This is a genomic window from Pseudarthrobacter siccitolerans, assembly GCF_001046895.1.
Lineage (GTDB): Bacteria > Actinomycetota > Actinomycetes > Actinomycetales > Micrococcaceae > Arthrobacter > Arthrobacter siccitolerans.
The window spans coordinates 115,470-133,161 of the sequence record NZ_CAQI01000027.1 but is presented as its reverse complement, the minus strand read 5'-3'; the positions used below and the strand labels follow the sequence as shown (position 1 = coordinate 133,161).

Genomic DNA, 17,692 nt, shown 5'->3' with positions numbered 1-17,692 from the left:
CCGGGCAAAGGGTGCATGAAAAGACTGCTGGTGACAGGAGAACGGGGGCGGACCTCCTGGTTGCCGCCAGGTAAACCGGGAGGGACCACTTCCAATTTCAGCCGCAGATACAGCCTGATCAGTCGATGCAGGTCTTGCTGAGAAACCGCTTTCTCGATACTGTCTTGTCAGCGCTCACAATGACCGGCGTCACAGTGGACCCCGGCCGAAGCGCAGTTCATTCCAATGACGGAAGAGAGAACATGCGAAAACGCAGTACCCGCTTATCCATGTCCGCAGCCATTGCCGTAGCAGGAGCACTGGCCATTTCGGCTCCTGCCGGAGCATCTCCCAACCCGGCGGCGGACCCTATCGCCCAGACCGCCCAAACCCCGCTGGAGCGCCAGGTACTTTCCGCAGGCAACGGCTGGGCATCCGAGGGAACCGGAACCACGGGAGGCTCAGCGGCGGCAGACGAGAACGTTTATGACGTGTCCACCAAAACCGAACTGCTGGCCGCCTTCGCAACCGCCGGCACCCAGCCCAAGATCGTCCGCGTCCACGGAACCATCGACGCCAACATCGCCGCGGACGGGAAGCCGCTGACCTGCGAAGACTACGCCGCAGGCACCGGCTTCAGCCTGGGGCAGTACCTTCAGGACTTCGACCCCGCAACGTACGGCCGCACCGAGGAGCCCGCCGGACCGCAGGAAAGCGCCAGGCGACTCGCCGCAGCAAACCAGGCCAAGACCATCCGGTGGGACATCCCCAGCAACACCACCATCGTCGGCGCCACCCCGGAGAGCAGCATCACCGGCGCCGCGCTCCGCGTCAACGGCGCCACCAATGTGATTATCCGCAACCTCACGGTGCGGGATGCGGCCGACTGCTTCCCGGCCTGGGACCCCACGGACGGCGCCGAGGGCAACTGGAACAGCGAATACGATCTGCTCCAGGTCATCAACAAAGCCACCCACGTCTGGATCGACCACTCCGAATTCACTGACGCCCCCAACCTGGACAGCTCCCAGCCGCTGTACTTCGGCCGCCCCTACCAGGTGCACGACGGCGCCGTGGACGTCACCAACGGCTCGGACCTGGTGACCATGTCCTACAACCGGTTCTCCGACCACGACAAGCTGCTGCTGATTGGCTCCACCGACTCGGCCAACCGCGGGGACCCCGGCAAGCTGCGCGTCACCATCCACCATAACGTCTTCGAAAACATCGGCCAGCGCTCCCCGCGTGTCCGGTTCGGCCAGGTGGACGTCTACAACAACCACTTCAAGGTCAACGAGGACAGCACCGTCCCGTTCGAGTACGCCCTCGGAGCCGGATTCGACTCCCACCTCCATGCCGAAGCGAACGCCTTCACGCTTCCGGCCGGAACCGACGCCGCGGACCTCATCCGGCGCTTCACGGGAATGGCAATCACCACCGTCGCGAACGCCGTCAACGGCAAGATCACGGACCTTCGCGCCGAGTACAACGCCGCTGCCGCGCCCACGGACCAGCTGGCCGAGGACACCTCCTGGACGCCACTCCACCGGACCCAGGTCCATCCGGCCCAGGCCGTGCCGGCACTGCTCCAGAACTCCACCGGCCCCATCTTCACTGCCGGCGGGAACCTCTGATGGCCGCCATTCTGCCGAGCCGCCGCAGCGTCCTGGCCACCCTGGCGCTCACCGCAGGAACCATGGCCCTTTCGGGAACGGGCATAGCCGGCGCCTTCCCCCAAACAGAGCCGGACCCCACCAAGCCACGCACCAAGCCGGTCATTTTCGTGGTGGGGGACTCGACGTCGTCGGCCTACCAGCAGTCCGAACGCCCGCGAGCCGGCTGGGGACAGGCCCTGCCGCTCCTGCTGGGGCCGCAGGCCACTGTCTTTGACTACGCCTGGTCCGGCGCCTCCTCCAAGAGCTATGCCGACGCTGGCCTGCTGGACCGGGTGCTGGCACTGATGCAGCCCGGCGACTACCTGCTGATCTCCTTCGGCCACAACGATGAAAAGGTCACGGACCCCAACCGTGGAACCCTCCCCGGCACCACCTTCAAGGAGTACCTGGCCCGGTACATCGAGGGCGCCAGGGCACGCGGCGGCAAGCCCGTCCTCGTCACCTCCGTGGAACGCCGCCGCTTCGATTCCTCCGGAAACGCCCAGGATTCCCACGGCGCCTACCCGCAGGCTGTGCGGGAACTCGCCGCGGTGACGGGCACCCCGCTGGTGGACCTGACGGCTTCCTCGAAGGAGCTGTGGCAGCAGCTGGGCCCGGAAGGGACCAAGCAGCACTTCCTGCACCTTGCTCCCGGCGAGCACCCGCAGTATCCGGAAGGCTCGGAAGACAACACCCATTTCCAGGCCGCCGGCGCGCTGGCGGTGGCCCGCCTCGTGGCGCGCGAACTGCAGTCCAAGGAGATCGTGCCGCCGGGCTACTTCCTGAATATCGACGCCGGTACCGACCCCCTGCTGGGAATGTACTGGCCGGCGGAGCGGCCTGTGGATGTCCCGGTGACGCTCGAGGTCGGACCGGGCAGGACGTTCGCGACGGTTCAATCCGCTGTCGACTCCGTCCCCTCGGGGAGCCTTCAGCGGACCGTCATCCGGATCCAGCCCGGCACCTACCGGGAAGCCGTGCGGGTTCCCGCCGACAAACCACGCATCTCCTTCATCGGCCAGGGCGACAGGCCGGAGGACGTGGTGATCGTCTACAACAACGCGTCCGGCACGCCCAAGCCGGACGGCAGCGGCAACTTCGGCACGTCGGGCAGCGCGTCCGTGCGGATTGACGGGCCGGATTTCGTGGCCCGGAACCTGACATTCAGCAACGACTTCGACGAGGCCGCCAACATGGGCATGAAGGACCGCCAGGCCGTTGCACTGCACATCACGGCGGACCGGTCGGTGCTGTCCAACGTCAGGATGCTGGGCAACCAGGACACCCTGCTGGTCAACTCACCGGCGGCGGGCGTCCAGGCCCGGTTCTTCTTCGAGGGCTGCTATGTGGAAGGGGATGTGGACTTTATCTTCGGCCGCGGTACGGCTGTTTTCAGCGGCTGCGAGATCAAGTCTTTGGACCGCGCCTCGAGCACGAACAACGGTTACGTGACAGCAGGCAGCCTAGACCTGTCCATCAAGTACGGCTACCTCTTTGACCAGTGCCGGCTCGTCTCGGATGCCGCCGCAAACACTGTCCACCTGGGCAGGCCGTGGCACCCCAGCGGCGACCCGAAGGCTATAGCCCAGGTCCTGATCCGGGATTCCTGGCTTGGTGCCCACATCTCCGGCACGCCGTGGACGGACATGAGCGGCTTCTCCTGGCGCGAGGCGCGGTTCCACGAGTACAACAACCGCGGCCCCGGCGCACAGGCGACTGCCGACCGTCCGCAGTTGCCCGGGGCTGAGGCGGGCAACTACACGGCCAGGGACTACCTGCAGGGAACGGACGGCTGGGCACCGCAGCTCGCGGGCACGACGGCGGACTGCAGCGTCGTGCCGTCAACGGCGGCTGCTTAGCTACTGAGCACAGCGGTGGGCGGACGACGGCGGGAACTTCCGCCGTCGTCCGCTTTTGCCTTCATCTGAGGTAGATACTGATGGTCGTCCCGCCGCTGGCACCCGATGAGATCTCCAGCCGTCCCCCGTGGGCGGCAGCAATGCTGGCACACGTCGCTAAGCCCAGGCCGGTACCTGGAGGGTCGCCTTCCCGGTGCAGGCGGACCAGCGGTTCAACCACCCGGCGCCGGTCCCCCGTGCTGATTCCCTTGCCGTTGTCCTCCACCCGGATCACCACGCCGGCCCCGGCGGGCTGACCGCTGACGCGGATGACCGGGGGCACGTCCGGACGGCGGTACGCCACTGCGTTCTGGATCAGGTTCTGCAGCGCAACCCGAAGCTGGCTTTCATCGGCGTCGAAATCAAAGTCCGCACATTCCACTGCGGCACCGGCTTCCCGCAGGCCCGGCCCCAGGTCATCGGTGACCTCCTGCACCAGGCTTGCCAACGACAACCGGGACCTGGACAGTGAACCGCCGCCGATGGAAGAAAACCGCAGCAGCTCCTCCACCATGGAAAGCATCCTGCGAGCACCGCTATTGACGATGTCCAAGTACTCTGCGGCCTCCCCGGTCCGGCCCGATTCTGCCTCCATGGTCCCCAGCTCGAGGTAACCCAGGATGGAGGTCAGCGGATTGCGAAGGTCATGGCTGACCCGGCCGGTGAATGCAGCAAGCCGTTGATTGCTGTCCTTGGCCTGGTGCAGGGCGTCGGCCAAGGCACCGTGGAGCGCCGTGACCCGCCGGGCGGCCAGCAGGCGGGTGTGCAGGACGAAGGGGTCCAGCGGCTTGGTCACGTAGTCGTCCGCACCGGCCCTCATGCCTTCCAGCACGTCCTCCCGCGCACCGTGCGAGGTCAGCAGCATCACGTACGTATAGGACGTTTCGCCGGCCCGGATGGCGCGGCACAGATCAAACCCGTTAAGCCCGGGCATCATCAGATCGCTGACCACAACCTGGGGACGCAGTTCCTGGTGAAGCTCCCAGGCAGTCTTTCCGTCCATGGCCACGATGCACTTGTGCCCGGATTTCTCCACCGCCGCCTTCGCTACGAGCAGGGATCCTTCATCATCGTCCGCAACCAGCACGGTCATGGCGTCCGCAGGTTTGTTCGAATCAATCACCACAGGGCCCCCGGCATGCATCGTTACGAACGGGCCCGCTGTCTGCCCGGTGGACCTATCGTCCCACGGGCCGGCCCGGCCGCGGCAGTGGTGGGCGGGCGACGGCGGGAACCTCCCGCCGTCGTCCGCTTCCTGGCTGCTATTACCGCTGTACGTGCGCGGTCAGTCTTTTGCTACGGCCAGCTCGATCACAGCCCAGGACAGGGCGGGAAGTGTTGCCCGGAGTTCGGAACCGCTCGCCTTGGCCCCTTCCAGCGGCTTGAGCCCCACCTGGTTCGGCTTGTTTTGGGTGTTGATGGTGAAACGGTCTCCGTCTTCGGGGACTTCCAGGACCTCCGCGCGGAGCACCTGGCGGGCATCAAACCCGCGAAGTGTGACTTGAATGTCCGCCGCTTCCTCGAGGCCGCGGTTTGCGAAGAACAGCGCGATGCGGCCTGTTTCCTCGTTCCAGGTGGCGCTGACATCCACCAGGTCGGTGTCTCCGAAGCGGGCGTTTTCGTACTTGTCCGAGTCAACGGACAAACGCAGGATCTGGCCCTTGGCCAGCTCTGCCATGCGGGCGAACGGGTGGAAGATGGTCTGCCGCCACGCCGGGCCATTTTCCTCGCTGAAGATGGGCGCGATGACATTGACCAGCTGCGCCTGGTTGGCGATCTTGACGCGGTCGCCGTGCCGGAGCAGCGAATTCAGCAGCGTTCCCACTACCACGGCGTCGGTCACGTTGTACTTGTCCTCGATGACCCGGGGGTGCTCGCGCCAGCCCGCCTTTGCCACGTTGTGGGGCTGGTCCTCGGTATCCAGGCCGCGCTGGTACCAGACGTTCCACTCGTCGAAGGAAAGGTTGATGTGCTTCTTGTGCTTCCCCTTGGCCCGGACGGCGTCGGCGGTGGCGATGACTGATTCGATGAAATAGTCGGTATCCACTGCGCTGGCCAGGAAGCTGCCGGCGTCGCCGTCGTGCTCCTGGTAGTAGGCGTGGAGGGAGACGTAGTCCACCTCGTCATAGGTGTGCGTCAGGACCGTCTGCTCCCACGCGCCGAACGTCGGCATGCCGGAGTTGGAGCTTCCGCAGGCCACCAGTTCGATATCCGGGTCCACGAAGCGCATGGCCTTGGCGGCTTCCTGCGCCAGGCGGCCGTATTCTTCAGCGGTCTTGTGGCCGATCTGCCAGGGCCCGTCCATCTCATTGCCCAGGCACCAGAGCTTGATGTTGAACGGATCTTTGTGGCCGTTTTTGGCACGGAGGTCCGACCAGTAGCTGCCGCCGGGGTGGTTGGCGTATTCGACGATCTCGCGGGCCGCATCCACTCCCCTGGTGCCCAGGTTGATGGCTTCCATGATTTCCGTACCGGCCTGGCGGGACCAGTCCACGAATTCATGCAGGCCGAACGCGTTGGACTCCACGGTGTGCCAGGCGCCGTCCAGCCGGCTGGGCCGGTTCTCCCGCGGGCCGATGCCGTCTTCCCAGTTGTAGCCCGAGACGAAGTTGCCGCCGGGATAGCGGATGACGGTGGCGCCGAGTTCTTTGACGAGTTTGAGGACGTCTTGGCGGAAGCCGTTGTCATCCGATTCAGGGTGGCCCGGTTCGTAGATGCCCGTGTACACGCACCGGCCCATATGCTCCACGAAGGAGCCAAAGAGGCGGCGGGGCACTTCACCGATGGTGAAGTCGCGGTCAAGGGTGATCCGTGCGAAGGACATGGGTTACTCCTAGGTGGTGGGTCTGTTGGAAAGCGTGGGGTTAAGTAAGCGGAAGGTGCCGGATCAGGTCCCGGCGAGGCCCGTCGTCGCGACGCCCTTGATGATCTGGCGCTGGAAGAACAGGAACACCAGGATCAGCGGCAGCGCCGCGAGCAGGGCGGATGCCATGTTCTGCGCGTACTGGATGCCGTAGGCGCTCTTGATGGTCTGCAGGCCTACGGGAAGGGTGAGGAGCGCGCCGTCGTTGGTGGCGATGAACGGCCACAGGAAGTTGTTCCAGGCGCCGATGAACACAAAGATGGCGACGGCGGCCAGGATGGGCCGGGACAGCGGCAGGATGATCTGGGTGAAGATCCGCATGCGGCTGGCGCCGTCCATCACCGCGGCTTCTTCAAGTTCCCGGGGAATCTGGTCGAAGAACTTTTTGAGGACGAACACCATGGCCGGGTGGATGACCTGGGGCAGGATGATCGCCCAGGAAGTATCGATCATGTGCAGGCCGAGCATCTGGTAGAACAGCGGGATGATCAGGACCGGCGGCGGGACGATGATGGAGGCGATGATCACCGTCATCAGCACCTTCTTGCCCTTGAAGTCGATCCGGGACAGGGCGTAGGCCACCAGCGCCGAGATCACCAGGGTGATGGCCGTGATGGCTGCCGAGGTGTACAGCGAATTCCACGTCCAGAGCGGGATGTTGCCGTCCTGGAAAACCTTCACGAAGGCTTCTGCGGTAAAGCCCGACGGCGGCAGCCAGCTGATCTTCGGCGCTGCGGCATCCGTCTCGGTTTTGAAGGCCGTGGCGGTTGCCCAGGCGAAGGGAACCAGCCAGAGGACTGCGATCAGCGCGGCCACCACGACGGCGGCGATCTTGCCGGCGGTCATCTTTTTCCTGGGTTGCCGTATTTCCTGGCTGGCGCTGGTGCGGGGCTTCGGGCGGTCGAGGGTCTGAATGGCCATGGTTATGCACTCCTGCGGCGGGTGATGGCGAACTGCATGACCGAGACGAGCACGATCAGTCCGAAGAAGATGTAGGAGATGGCTGCGGAGTATCCCAGCCGGTAGCCGGTGAACCCGGTTTCGAAGATGTACTGCACCACGGGCCGGGTTGATCCTGCGGGGCCGCCCGCTGTCATCTGGTACACCTGGTCGAAGATCTTGAGCGAGGCCAGGATCTGCAGGAGGACGATCATCACGGTGGTGGGGGTCAATTGCGGCAAGGTGATGGAGAAGAACTGCCGCCAGGCTCCGGCGCCGTCCAGGGAGGCCGTCTCATAGTGCTGGTGCGGAATGTTCTGCATCGCGGCCAGGTACAGCAGGAAGTTGAAACCCACGGTCCACCACAGGGTGGCAATCACAATCGCCCACATGGCCACGTTGGGATCGTTGAGCCAGGCGACTTTCGGAATGCCGACCTTGGACAGCGTGTCATTGATGAGGCCAAGTTGCGGGTTGTACATCCAGGTGAAGAACAGCGAAACCACAGTGGACGCGAGCAGGTAGGGGGCGAAGTAGGAGAGCCGCCAGAGCCATTGGGCCGGAAGCCCCACGTTGAGCAGTGCCGCCATCACCAGGGCCACCAGTACCAGCGGGACGGTGCTGATGACGGTGAAGTAGAGGGTGTTGCCAAGTGAGCGCCACATGCCGGCGTCGGCCAGGGCCTCGGCGTAGTTCGCGAAGCCGATCAGGCTGTCATTGGCGCCGGTCAGGGACTTGCCGGTGAGGCTCATGTAGAGCCCATACAGAAGGGGCCACACAAGGAACACGAGGAAGAAGACCAGGAAGGGCGCGGCGAACCCCCAGCCGCTCAGGTTGTTCCTGGTGAGGTTCCCGGGGTTGCGCCGGGCTGTTAGTGAAGAACTCATGAAGGACTCCTTTGTCGCTCGGTGCGGTTAGACCGGGTTGGGCATGGAAAGAAGGTGGTTGGTCCGCTCTTCGAACGCGCCCCAGCCTGCGGCGGCCTTGTCGCGGCCCAGGAGGACGTTCTGCACGTTCTCCGCAAAGTAGGTCTGCCAGTCAGAACCTGAACCGCTGAACCAGGACTCGGGATCGTAGGCAATGACATCAGCCGCGTTGGCGTAGTGCGCCTGGGGGGTGAGGTCCTTGTAAGCCTGCGACTGGACTACGGGCTGGTATCCAGGAATATGGCCTGCCTCAGCCCAGGAGAGCGATCCCTTGAGGACGTCGCTGACAAACTTGTAGACATCGCGGCGCCTGGCTTCGTCCACGTTCAGTTGCCGTGGAAGGACGAAGGAATGCGAGTCTGCGTAGGCGGCGGGTGTGCCGTAGAGCGTGGGAATTGTTGCCGCATCCACGGGCAGGCCTGCCTTCTTGAGGGTGGGCAGTTCCCAGACCCCGCTGAACAGCATCCCCGAGTCGCCGCGGGCGAATTCCGCGATACCCGTGCTGATGTCGCCGCTCTTGGCCGCGATGGTGTCATCGAAAAGTGAGGCCATGAATTCCAGCGACTCAATAGCCGCGTCCCGGTCGACCTTCATCGGCTGGCCCGGAGTGAGTTCCATGTCAGCGCCGTGCTGTTTGTAGAGGGTGTAGAAGAGCCGCCACATCTGGGATCCGCTGCCAAGGTAGCCGAAGGACAGTCCGTGAGCCTTGGTGATCTTCTGCATCTCCCTGGCCAGGTCCATGAACTCCCGGGGGGAAGCCACGTCCTCCAGTTGTCCGTTGCCGGCCAGGACGCCGGCCTTGCTGGCCACGTCCGTGTTGTAGAACATCACGAAGGGATGCGAATCCAGGGCGAGGGAGAACACCTTGCCGTCCTGCTGGCTCTTCTCCCAGATGCGCGGGGCGAAGTCGGCACCCGTAACTCCGTGCTCTGCCAACAACGAGAGATCCCAGGGGTCGATCAGCCCGCCGGGAGCGTAACCGGGGACCCGGCTGGCATGCATGATCGCCAGCTCAGGCGGGCGTCCCCCGGCCGAGGCCATGGCCAGTTTCGTGTAATACGGGGGTCCCCAGGCCAGCACGGTGGGATTCACCTTGAACTCGGGATTGGCCTGGTTGGCGCCGTCGATCATGGCCTGCATCTTGATGCCGTCGCCACCGGAGAGCAGATGCCAGAATCCGATGTCACGCACGCCCGCGGCCTGGGCGTTTCCGCCGCAGCCCGTCAGTGCCCCTGCTGCCAGGACGCTGCCGAGGGCCGCTGTTCCTGTCAGTAGCTGCCTCCGGGACAACTGTTTCCCGGGAAAAAATTCAAACTGCTTCACCAATCACTCCTTTGGATGGGTCCGCTGAAAGGTCAGTACTTGTTACTCAAAATTCCGGTTCCGGCGCACCACGTTCCTGCAGCCGAGGCTTCGGGGGAGTGACGCGCGTCTCACATTACATCGATGTAATGGTGCCTGCAAGGAAAATTGTTAGCGCCAACAATTTGAGCGCCGGCTCCCGTTTCAGCCCCGGCTGCTGTCCCGCTCCACAATGCTGTAGTCGATGGGAACCAGGCGCTGTTCATGGCCCCGGTCCGCCATCCGCTCCGTCAGGAGGCGCAGGGCTTCCGTGGCAACCGCGCGCTTGTCAAAGGAAACGGTGGTCAACGAAGGGACGGCATAGCGGCCGTCGGCAATGTCATCAAAGCCTGCCACGCCAATGTCCGCCGGAATCCGAAGGCCCTTCTTCCAGAGCACGCTCAGTGCGCCGATAGCCATGGAATCGGTGAAACAGAACAAAGCCTCCGGAAGCGGATGCGAGTCCAGGTAGGCCGCCAGTGCTTCGGCAGCAGTTTCCGGCGTCCATTTTTCGCAGGGAATCAGCAGCGACTCGTCCCGGTCCACGCCGAGGATCCGCAACGCTTCTTCATAGCCTTGGGTTCTCTGGATCGCCGCGGCCGATCCCCTGCCCTGGGTGGTTCCCAGGATGGCGATCCGGCGGCGCCCCGGCCTGGCCAGGGCCAACGTCATGTCCCGCGCTGCCGCGAAGCTGTCCACGAACACCCGGTCGGCGAGCTTCTGTGTGACCTCGCCGAGCAGGACCACGGGCGGAAGGGCAACGCCCACCTGGACGGCGCTCTCATCCAGCACCACAGGGTTGAGGATCAGCCCGTCGATGAGGTTGGTGCGGGCGCGCACCATAAGTTCGTGTTCGCGGTGGGGGTCGGAGCCGGTTTCCTCGATCTGCACCACCCAGCCCTGCTCGTGCGCCACTTCGACGATGTTGTGGGCAATTTCTGCCGAGTAGGGCGTTGCCAGGTCAGGCAAGGCCAGCGCAATGACACCGGACCGGCCATTGCGCAACCCCCGGGCGGAGAGGTTGGGCACGTAATCCAGATCGAGGATGGCCTGCTCCACTTTCAGCCGGGTGGCTTCACTCACCGGAACGATGCCATTCATCACATTCGAAACCGTTTTCGGTGACACACCGGCGCGGCGCGCGACGTCCTTGACTGTTGCGCGCACTGCTCCCCTTTCAAGACCCACGATTGCCAACCCGGCAGGCAGCGGACACCGCTATGGTGGCTTGCTGATGATGTTACCGCTCGCTTAAGGGAGGTCCTGCCAGAACCCGTTTTAACAGGGACTCCCTTGCGCGTCCGGAAAGGCGTTGACTGGAGAAAGGCCCGGCACAGCGGCCCCGGCAGGACGATTCATCAGCAAGGGAGACATGATGCATACACGGACACTTGGGCAGGGCCTGCAGGTTTCGGCAATCGGCTTGGGCTGCATGGGCATGTCCCAGAGCTACGGCCCCAACCCCGGCGACCGCCAGGCAATGATCGGTGTGCTCCGCGACGCCGTGGAGATTGGCATCAATTTTTTTGACACTGCCGAGGTGTATGGCCCGTTCGTTAACGAGGAACTGGTTGGCGAGGCACTCGCACCGGTGCGGGACAACGTGGTCATCGCCACCAAGTTCGGCTGGCGGATCGAGAACGGCAAATCCGTGGGGCTGGACAGTTCGCCCGAGCGGATCAAACGCGTGGCCGACGAATCACTGCGCCGGCTGCGGGTGGACACGCTCGACCTCTTCTACCAGCACCGCGTGGACCCCAACGTAGCCATCGAAGAGGTGGCCGGCGCCGTGGGCGAGCTCGTCCAGGCCGGCAAGGTCCGCCACTTCGGGCTGTCGGAAGCTTCGGCGGCGACCATCCGCGCCGCCCACGCCGTCTTTCCAGTGACAGCGGTCCAGAGCGAATACTCGCTGTGGACACGGGATCCGGAGCCGGAGGTGCTGCCAATGCTGGCGGAACTCGGGATCGGCTTTGTGCCCTTCAGCCCGCTGGGCAAGGGCTTCCTCACCGGAACCGTGGATACGGCCACGCAATTTTCCGAGGGTGACGTTCGCGGCACCATCCCGCGCTTCACCCCCGAGAACCGCGCCGCCAACCAGGCATTGGTGGAGCACGTCGCAGCACTCGCCGCCGCCAAAAACGCCACGCCGGGGCAGATCGCGCTGGCCTGGCTCCTGGCGCAGCAGCCGTGGATTGTGCCGATCCCGGGGACCCGCCGCCGCGAGCGCCTCGAGGAGAACGCCGCGGCCACCGCCGTTACGCTGTCAGCCGATGAAGTGGCGGACCTCAATGCTGTCGCCGCCCGGATCGGCGTGCAGGGGAACCGCTACAACGATCTGCACATGGGCCTCGTGGGGCGATGACCCCTTACGCCCCCACATTGAGGTGAGCGGACGACGGCGGGAGCCACCCGCCGTCGTCCGCTGTCTGTTGGTGATGGGTCGCTTCCCCGTCGCCGGGGCACTGCTAGAACTGCCCGGTGGGGCCGCTGTCCTGGACTTCTCCGCGCCAGCCGCCGGTTTCGGTGCCGCGCGATTCGATGAAGGCCTTGAACTTCCGCATATCGGCCTTTACCTGCATCTCGTCGATCTTCAGCGCCGCGCCTGCCTTTTCAGTCAGGGTTTCCGGCGCCCATTCGAAATGGACTTTGACCTTCGTGTGGTTGGGATCCAGCGGCGTGAACCTGATGATTCCGGCGTGGGACTTGCCGTCGGTGCTGCGCCAGGCGATCCGGTCGTCCGGTTCCTGGTCGACTATTTCGGTATCGAATTCCCGCCGGACACCACCCACCTTGGTGACCCAGTGGTTGGTGGTGTCGGTCAGCTGGGTCACGGACTCCACTCCGGACATAAACTGCGGAAAGGACTCGAACTGGGTCCACTGGTTGTACGCGGTCCGCACCGGAACTGCGACGTCAACTGTCTCTTCAACGTGTTCCATCTGCTTCCTCCTCGTGACGGACGGCCGCAACAGCGGACCGGCAGCACTGGCTCTCCTGCCAGTCAGGCAGCCGCCACCTTTTCACCATAAATCCGGCCGCTGCCGGGGTCCAGCCCCTCGGAATTCCCCCGCCCGGCTTGAGGATTCCGCAGTGTCAGCCGGTAGATTTGAGCCGATGATTTCCATTAACCGGGACGACCCCGCACGGGCCGACGTCCGTCAGCTCCTCAGCGAACACCTGGCGGACATGTACGCCACCTCCCCGGCCGAAAGCGTCCATGCCCTGGACCACTCCGCCTTATCCGGGCCATCGATCACCTTCTGGACGGCCCGCGAGGACGGCGGCCTGCTGGGGTGCGGCGCACTCAAGCTCCTGGATCCCCCAATCGGGGCGCTGGCTGGCGAGATCAAGTCCATGCGCACCACAGCGGGCGCACGCGGCCGGGGCGTAGCCACCCTGATGCTCCGGCACATCCTCGACGATGCCCGCGCCCGGGAACTCAGGCGCGTCTACCTCGAGACCGGAACCGAGGAGTACTTCGCCCCTGCCAGGCGGCTGTACGCCCGGAACGGCTTCACCGAGTGCCCGCCGTTCGCCGGCTACACCCTGGATCCCAACAGCGTTTTTATGGAGTTGTCCCTGTAATAAAGGGCCCGCTTCATCCGGCTTGAGAACTAACGTCACACAACGCGATCGCATCCGGATTCGACCAGGCAACGTCCTACCCTTGACAAGTGACTTTGACTAAGATGCGTACCGCCGCCGCGAGCTCCCTCGCCGCCGCCGGTCTCCTGTTTTCCCTCGCCGCCTGCTCCGCGCCGGCCACCCAGCCTGCTGCCTCCGACCCGGCTTCCTCGGCAGCCTCCTCCCCCAGCGCCTCCGACGGTCCCTGCACCGGCGTGAAAGTAATCGTCGATTCCGGTTCGCTAAAGCAGGCCGCCGCCGACAAGTCCGTATGCGTGCCCGTGGACGGACCAACCGTAGCTTCCACGGTTCTCGAAGAGGCCGACATCAAGACCGAGGGCAGCACGAAGTACCCCGACGCGGTGTGCCGCGTGAACGGCGTCCCCGCCGCCGACTTCGACATCAAGCACAAGGGCGGCACCTACCGCGAGGAATGCAAGGACATGTCCGCTGCCTTCGCCTACTGGTCGCTGTGGGTCAAGCCGGCCTCCGGTGAGTGGGGCTACGCCCAGGAAGGCGTCGCCACCTTGAAGGTAAGCCCCGGAGAGAGCCTGGAACTGCTCTACACCGTCGACGGCGAACCGGCCGCCCCCAAGGCATGACCTTCCGACCCGCGCCGCTGCGCGCCGGCATTGCTCTGGCCGTCGTGTTCATCGCGGCGCGGGTCATCTACCGCGTTCTCTTCAATGGCGCGGGCCTTGGCTCGCCCATCCTGCTCGACCTGCCGGCCATGCGGCTGCCGGCCCCGTACGCCCATGTAGTCTTCCTCGGTCCGGTCTCCGGGCCCGGGTTGTGGGCGGCGGTCCTGTCCGCCCTTCCCATTGCCGGACTGTTCGTCGGCTTCGGCCTGCTCAACGCCTGGGTGGACGTGGCCCGCGGCTTCGTGTTCCTGGCCCGCCGCGGCCCCATGCAGGGCATAGCCCGGATGCTTGTGGTGGCCTGGGCCGCACTCCCAGCCCTGGCCGACGCCGTCACCTCCGTACGCCTGGCGTTCCGTTTACGGGGCGAGCGCTTCGGCCCCCGCGCCCTGGTGCCCGTACTCGAGCGCACCCTGGAACACGCCAGCAGGGTTGCCGCTGCCCTGGAACTGCGCGGCTTCGGAAGCCGGGCGGCCCAGCAGCCTGACAGCGGTTTCGAAGCTCCGCTTCTCGTCCGGGACGCCCAGTTCCGCATTGGTGACGCAGCCGTCCACGTCGCCGGCTTCACCCCCGCCAGGGGCTCCATCACCGTCATTACCGGACCCACCGGCTCCGGCAAGTCCACCATCCTCCGGGGTATCGCCGGTCTCCTCTCCCACGTCGACGGCGGCGGCATTTCCGGCACCGTCCACGTCGCCGGGGCGAACCGCGCCACCACTCCGCCGCGCGATACCGCCCGCCACCTCGGCGTGGTCCTGCAGAACCCCCGCGCCGCCTTTGCCAGCACCCGGGTCCGGGACGAAATCTCCCTCGCCCTTGAACTGCGCGGCATGCCATCCGCTGCCACGAAGGCCCGCGTGCAGGACGTGGCCGAGCGGATTGGCGTGACGGCGCTGCTGGACCGGAACCTCAGCACCCTCTCCGCGGGCGAGGCGACCCTCGTGGCCATCGCCGCCGCCGTGGTGGATTATCCGGCGCTGCTGCTGGTGGATGAACCCCTGGCCGACCTTGATACTGCAGCCCGCGCACGCGTCATCTCGGTACTTCATGCCCTCGCCCGCGACGCCGGTGTCTGTGTCATCGTGGCCGAGCACCGGGCGGAAGCACTTGTGCCTGTTGCCGATTCCTGGTGGACCATCAGCGACGGCGCCCTCGTCCCCAGCGCTGCCCCCTCCCCTTCCCGCCCTGTTGAGGTGCGCGAATCGCCGGATGAGACAGCAGACGTTCCGCCCGTGCTGACCGCGACCAACCTCGCGGTGCACCGAAAGGGCAAACCGCTGGTGCGCGACGCGTCCCTGACCCTGCACCGCGGTGAAGTGGTAGCCCTGGTAGGGCCGAACGGGGCTGGGAAGTCCTCCCTTCTCGTGGCGCTCGCTCTCGGTGAAAGTACGGGCGGATCAACTACGTACGACGGCGGCACGGCCGATGGCGGTCGGGTCGCCCTGGTGCCGGACACCTCAGACGACCTCTTCACCAGGGATACTGTCGCGGGAGAGCTTCGCGCCGCCGAGCGGCGCCAGGCCAGGCGAAAAGGCGGCATCCAGCCCGCGCCCGGCACAGCAGCTTCGCATCTGGCCCGGCTCCGCGGAGACGCCATTCCCATCGGGCACGAGCATCCCCGCGACCTTTCCGCAGGAGAGCGCAGGATCCTTGCCATCGCCCTGCAGACCATGGACGATCCGCAGGTGCTCCTGATCGATGAGCCCACCCGCGGACTCGACCCGGCCGCACGCACAGCAGTCTCGGCAGCACTCCGGGCCGCAGCGGACGCCGGCACTGCCGTCCTGATCGCCACTCATGACCTAAACTTTGCCCCCGGCCTTGGTGCGCGGATCCTCCCGATGAGTGACGGCGTCGCGCCTTCTTCCGAGACGGAAGCCGCCCCGGCTGATGCCTTCTCCGCGCAACCCGCAACAACCCCACGGATCCCAGCACCAAAGTTCAGCGACGGACCAGCTGACTCTTTTGGCGCGAAGAAGCCCCGCCTCCGGATGCCGCGGCCCGTTGAGCTGGCCGTCCTGGCCGCAGCTAACCTCCTGGCTCTCGGCGCGTTCTGCTGGCCGCTGCTCGCCGCCGCGCTTCCACAGGATGCCGCCGCGGCACTCCCCTACGCGGCCTTGGCCATGGCGCCCATCGCCGTCGTGGCCATCGTGGTGTCCCTCGACGGATCCGTCCGCTCGGCACACACGGTGGCGCTGCTCGGCGTCCTGGCCGCGGTGGGTTCCGCGGTGCGGGTGGCGAGTACCGGTGTCGGGGGCGTGGAGGCGGTTTTTATCCTGCTGATCCTGGCCGGACGGGCATTCGGTGCCCGCTTCGGCCTGCTCCTCGGCGCCGCCACCATCGCGGTCTCGAGTGCTTTGTGGGGCGGCATCGGGCCGTGGACACCGTTCCAGATCTTCGCCTGCGCATGGGTGGGCGCGGGCGCCGGCCTGCTCCCCCGCCGGGTGCGGGGCAAGGCCGAACTGTGGATGCTGGCCGGCTACGGCGTGGTGGCGTCCTACCTGTTCGGCCTGCTGACCAACCTGTGGTTCTGGCCCTTCGCGGTGGGCGCCGGCACCGGCATCTCCTACATGCCGGGGGCGCCGTTGGGCACCAACCTCAGCAGCTTCCTGCTGTACTCGCTGGTGACGTCGACGGCGGGCTGGGACACCCTGCGCGCCATCACCACCATCACCGGTATTGCCGTTGTGGGCCGTGCCATCCTCGCGGCCCTCCGGCGGGTGAAGCCGGTCTCCAGCGCGGGCGGGCAGGCCGGGAAAGCCCAGCCCGCCCAGGCGAAGGATCCGCTACAACTCAAGGCCTGAAGACCGCGCCGAAAAATAGTGGCAGGACCAGCCCCCTGTTGAGGTGCCTCAGGCCCCCGCGTACTGAGCCGGAGCGTTGGCTTCGAGTGCGGCGTTCAGTTCCTCAAGGGTCGGTGGGTTGGCTCCCGGGCGCTGGACGGTGATGGCCGCGGCGGCAGCTGCGGTGTGTCCGAGCTGCTCCAGGACCGCCGGGGCGAAGCCTTCGGTTCCCCGGGTGAGGAAGCCCAGGATCAGGGCGGACATGTAGGAGTCGCCGGCGCCGATGGTGTCTGCAACCGTCGTTTTCACGGCGGGGATGCTGATGGTGGCGGCGGTTGTGGTGAATTGCGAACCATCAGCGCCCTTCGTAATGACGGTCAACCGGGTGCCCAGTCCGAGGATGTGCGCTGCGGTTTCGTCCAGGCTTTTCCGGGGGTACAGCCACCGGGCGTCCTCGTCGCTGAGTTTGACCACGTCGGTGAGGGCCGCGAGCTCTTCGAAGATCGCTTTCGCTTCCGTGTGGCTGCCGAGGAGGGCCGGCCGGATGTTGGGGTCGTAGGTGATCATGCAGTGCCGGTGGGCCTGTTCGAGCAGGGCCTTTACGGCGCTGGCGCCTGGGCTGAGGAAGGTGGCGATGGATCCCGTGTGCAGGATTTTGGGGAAGTACGCCGGCGGCGTGGGGGCCAGGTCCCAGGAGATATCGAACTCGTACGTGGCCGAGCCGTCCTCCGCGAGGGTTGCTGTTGCCGACGGTGTCCGGGTGAGGGATTTTGAGCCGGGCAGGAGTGTGACTCCTGCGCTGAGGAGATGGTTTTCGATGGCGGTCCCCCGGGCGTCGGGGGCGATGGCCGTGAGCAGACCTGTGCTGACGCCGAGGCGGCCGAGTCCGTAAGCGACGTTGGCCGGCGAGCCGCCCGGGTGTTCCACCTGGCCATTTGAGGTTGTGACCACGTCGATCAGCGCTTCGCCTACGACAGTGACGTCAAGTGTCGGGTGAGTGTCCTGCCGGGCTGTTGTGAGGTAATCCATGGTCTGTCTCTCGTGGG

Annotated in this window: 14 protein-coding genes; 6 read left to right on the top strand and 8 right to left on the bottom strand. The window is 65.6% G+C overall.

Going from position 1 to position 17,692, the window contains the following annotated elements; genetic code table 11:
- Positions 1–242: 242 nt before the first annotated feature.
- Complete coding sequence (locus tag ARTSIC4J27_RS02220; RefSeq protein WP_050053584.1) at positions 243–1,613, top strand: pectate lyase family protein; 1,371 nt, start codon at positions 243–245, stop codon at positions 1,611–1,613.
- Entirely contained in the window at positions 1,613–3,493 is a 1,881-nt protein-coding gene (locus ARTSIC4J27_RS02215; protein ID WP_050053583.1) for a pectinesterase family protein, read from the top strand. Before ARTSIC4J27_RS02220 ends, ARTSIC4J27_RS02215 begins: the two co-directional genes overlap by 1 nt.
- Positions 3,494–3,554: 61 nt before the next feature.
- On the opposite strand, the gene ARTSIC4J27_RS02210 is transcribed toward ARTSIC4J27_RS02215, so the two are convergent.
- From ARTSIC4J27_RS02210 to ARTSIC4J27_RS02185, 6 genes are all read right to left on the bottom strand, one after another.
- Positions 3,555–4,655, bottom strand: coding sequence for a response regulator (locus ARTSIC4J27_RS02210; protein ID WP_152683751.1), 1,101 nt, complete (start codon positions 4,653–4,655; stop codon positions 3,555–3,557).
- 162 nt (positions 4,656–4,817) lie between these two features.
- Positions 4,818–6,356, bottom strand: coding sequence for an arabinosylfuranosidase ArfA (gene arfA / locus ARTSIC4J27_RS02205; protein ID WP_050053581.1), 1,539 nt, complete (start codon positions 6,354–6,356; stop codon positions 4,818–4,820).
- A gap of 63 nt (positions 6,357–6,419) precedes the next feature.
- Positions 6,420–7,316 (bottom strand): carbohydrate ABC transporter permease, encoded by an 897-nt coding sequence (locus ARTSIC4J27_RS02200; RefSeq protein WP_050053580.1) that lies wholly within the window; start codon positions 7,314–7,316, stop codon positions 6,420–6,422.
- A gap of 2 nt (positions 7,317–7,318) precedes the next feature.
- Complete coding sequence (locus ARTSIC4J27_RS02195; protein WP_050053579.1) at positions 7,319–8,221, bottom strand: carbohydrate ABC transporter permease; 903 nt, start codon at positions 8,219–8,221, stop codon at positions 7,319–7,321.
- Positions 8,222–8,248: 27 nt separating this feature from the next.
- Positions 8,249–9,583, bottom strand: coding sequence for an extracellular solute-binding protein (locus ARTSIC4J27_RS02190; RefSeq protein ID WP_050053578.1), 1,335 nt, complete (start codon positions 9,581–9,583; stop codon positions 8,249–8,251).
- A gap of 183 nt (positions 9,584–9,766) precedes the next feature.
- Complete coding sequence (locus ARTSIC4J27_RS02185) at positions 9,767–10,768, bottom strand: LacI family DNA-binding transcriptional regulator (protein WP_050053577.1); 1,002 nt, start codon at positions 10,766–10,768, stop codon at positions 9,767–9,769.
- A 208-nt stretch (positions 10,769–10,976) separates the two neighbouring features.
- Between ARTSIC4J27_RS02185 and ARTSIC4J27_RS02180 the strand changes: the two genes are divergently transcribed.
- Positions 10,977–11,963, top strand: coding sequence for an aldo/keto reductase (locus tag ARTSIC4J27_RS02180; protein WP_050053576.1), 987 nt, complete (start codon positions 10,977–10,979; stop codon positions 11,961–11,963).
- A gap of 103 nt (positions 11,964–12,066) precedes the next feature.
- Here ARTSIC4J27_RS02180 and ARTSIC4J27_RS02175 read toward each other — a convergent pair whose 3' ends face one another.
- Positions 12,067–12,540, bottom strand: coding sequence for an SRPBCC family protein (locus ARTSIC4J27_RS02175; protein ID WP_050053575.1), 474 nt, complete (start codon positions 12,538–12,540; stop codon positions 12,067–12,069).
- A 175-nt stretch (positions 12,541–12,715) separates the two neighbouring features.
- Between ARTSIC4J27_RS02175 and ARTSIC4J27_RS02170 the strand changes: the two genes are divergently transcribed.
- The 3 genes from ARTSIC4J27_RS02170 to ARTSIC4J27_RS02160 all read left to right on the top strand — a co-directional run bounded on the left by ARTSIC4J27_RS02170 (position 12,716) and on the right by ARTSIC4J27_RS02160 (position 16,667).
- Positions 12,716–13,186 (top strand): GNAT family N-acetyltransferase, encoded by a 471-nt coding sequence (locus ARTSIC4J27_RS02170; RefSeq protein ID WP_050053574.1) that lies wholly within the window; start codon positions 12,716–12,718, stop codon positions 13,184–13,186.
- An 89-nt stretch (positions 13,187–13,275) separates the two neighbouring features.
- Positions 13,276–13,827: a hypothetical protein gene (locus ARTSIC4J27_RS02165; protein WP_167344654.1), complete on the top strand. Its 552-nt coding sequence runs from the start codon at positions 13,276–13,278 to the stop codon at positions 13,825–13,827.
- Positions 13,824–16,667 (top strand): ATP-binding cassette domain-containing protein, encoded by a 2,844-nt coding sequence (locus ARTSIC4J27_RS02160; RefSeq protein WP_050053572.1) that lies wholly within the window; start codon positions 13,824–13,826, stop codon positions 16,665–16,667. Before ARTSIC4J27_RS02165 ends, ARTSIC4J27_RS02160 begins: the two co-directional genes overlap by 4 nt.
- A 48-nt stretch (positions 16,668–16,715) precedes the next feature.
- On the opposite strand, the gene ARTSIC4J27_RS02155 is transcribed toward ARTSIC4J27_RS02160, so the two are convergent.
- Positions 16,716–17,675, bottom strand: a complete 960-nt coding sequence (locus ARTSIC4J27_RS02155; RefSeq protein WP_050053571.1) for a carbohydrate kinase family protein — start codon at positions 17,673–17,675, stop codon at positions 16,716–16,718.
- Positions 17,676–17,692 lie beyond the last annotated feature (17 nt).

Coding starts and splice junctions, on each gene's coding strand:
- ARTSIC4J27_RS02220 (WP_050053584.1), top strand. CDS start 243: ATGCGAAAACGCAGTACCCGCTTATCCATGTCCGCAGCCATTGCCGTA.
- ARTSIC4J27_RS02215 (WP_050053583.1), top strand. CDS start 1,613: ATGGCCGCCATTCTGCCGAGCCGCCGCAGCGTCCTGGCCACCCTGGCG.
- arfA (WP_050053581.1), bottom strand. CDS start 6,356: ATGTCCTTCGCACGGATCACCCTTGACCGCGACTTCACCATCGGTGAA.
- ARTSIC4J27_RS02200 (WP_050053580.1), bottom strand. CDS start 7,316: ATGGCCATTCAGACCCTCGACCGCCCGAAGCCCCGCACCAGCGCCAGC.
- ARTSIC4J27_RS02195 (WP_050053579.1), bottom strand. CDS start 8,221: ATGAGTTCTTCACTAACAGCCCGGCGCAACCCCGGGAACCTCACCAGG.
- ARTSIC4J27_RS02180 (WP_050053576.1), top strand. CDS start 10,977: ATGCATACACGGACACTTGGGCAGGGCCTGCAGGTTTCGGCAATCGGC.
- ARTSIC4J27_RS02175 (WP_050053575.1), bottom strand. CDS start 12,540: ATGGAACACGTTGAAGAGACAGTTGACGTCGCAGTTCCGGTGCGGACC.
- ARTSIC4J27_RS02170 (WP_050053574.1), top strand. CDS start 12,716: ATGATTTCCATTAACCGGGACGACCCCGCACGGGCCGACGTCCGTCAG.
- ARTSIC4J27_RS02160 (WP_050053572.1), top strand. CDS start 13,824: ATGACCTTCCGACCCGCGCCGCTGCGCGCCGGCATTGCTCTGGCCGTC.
- ARTSIC4J27_RS02155 (WP_050053571.1), bottom strand. CDS start 17,675: ATGGATTACCTCACAACAGCCCGGCAGGACACTCACCCGACACTTGAC.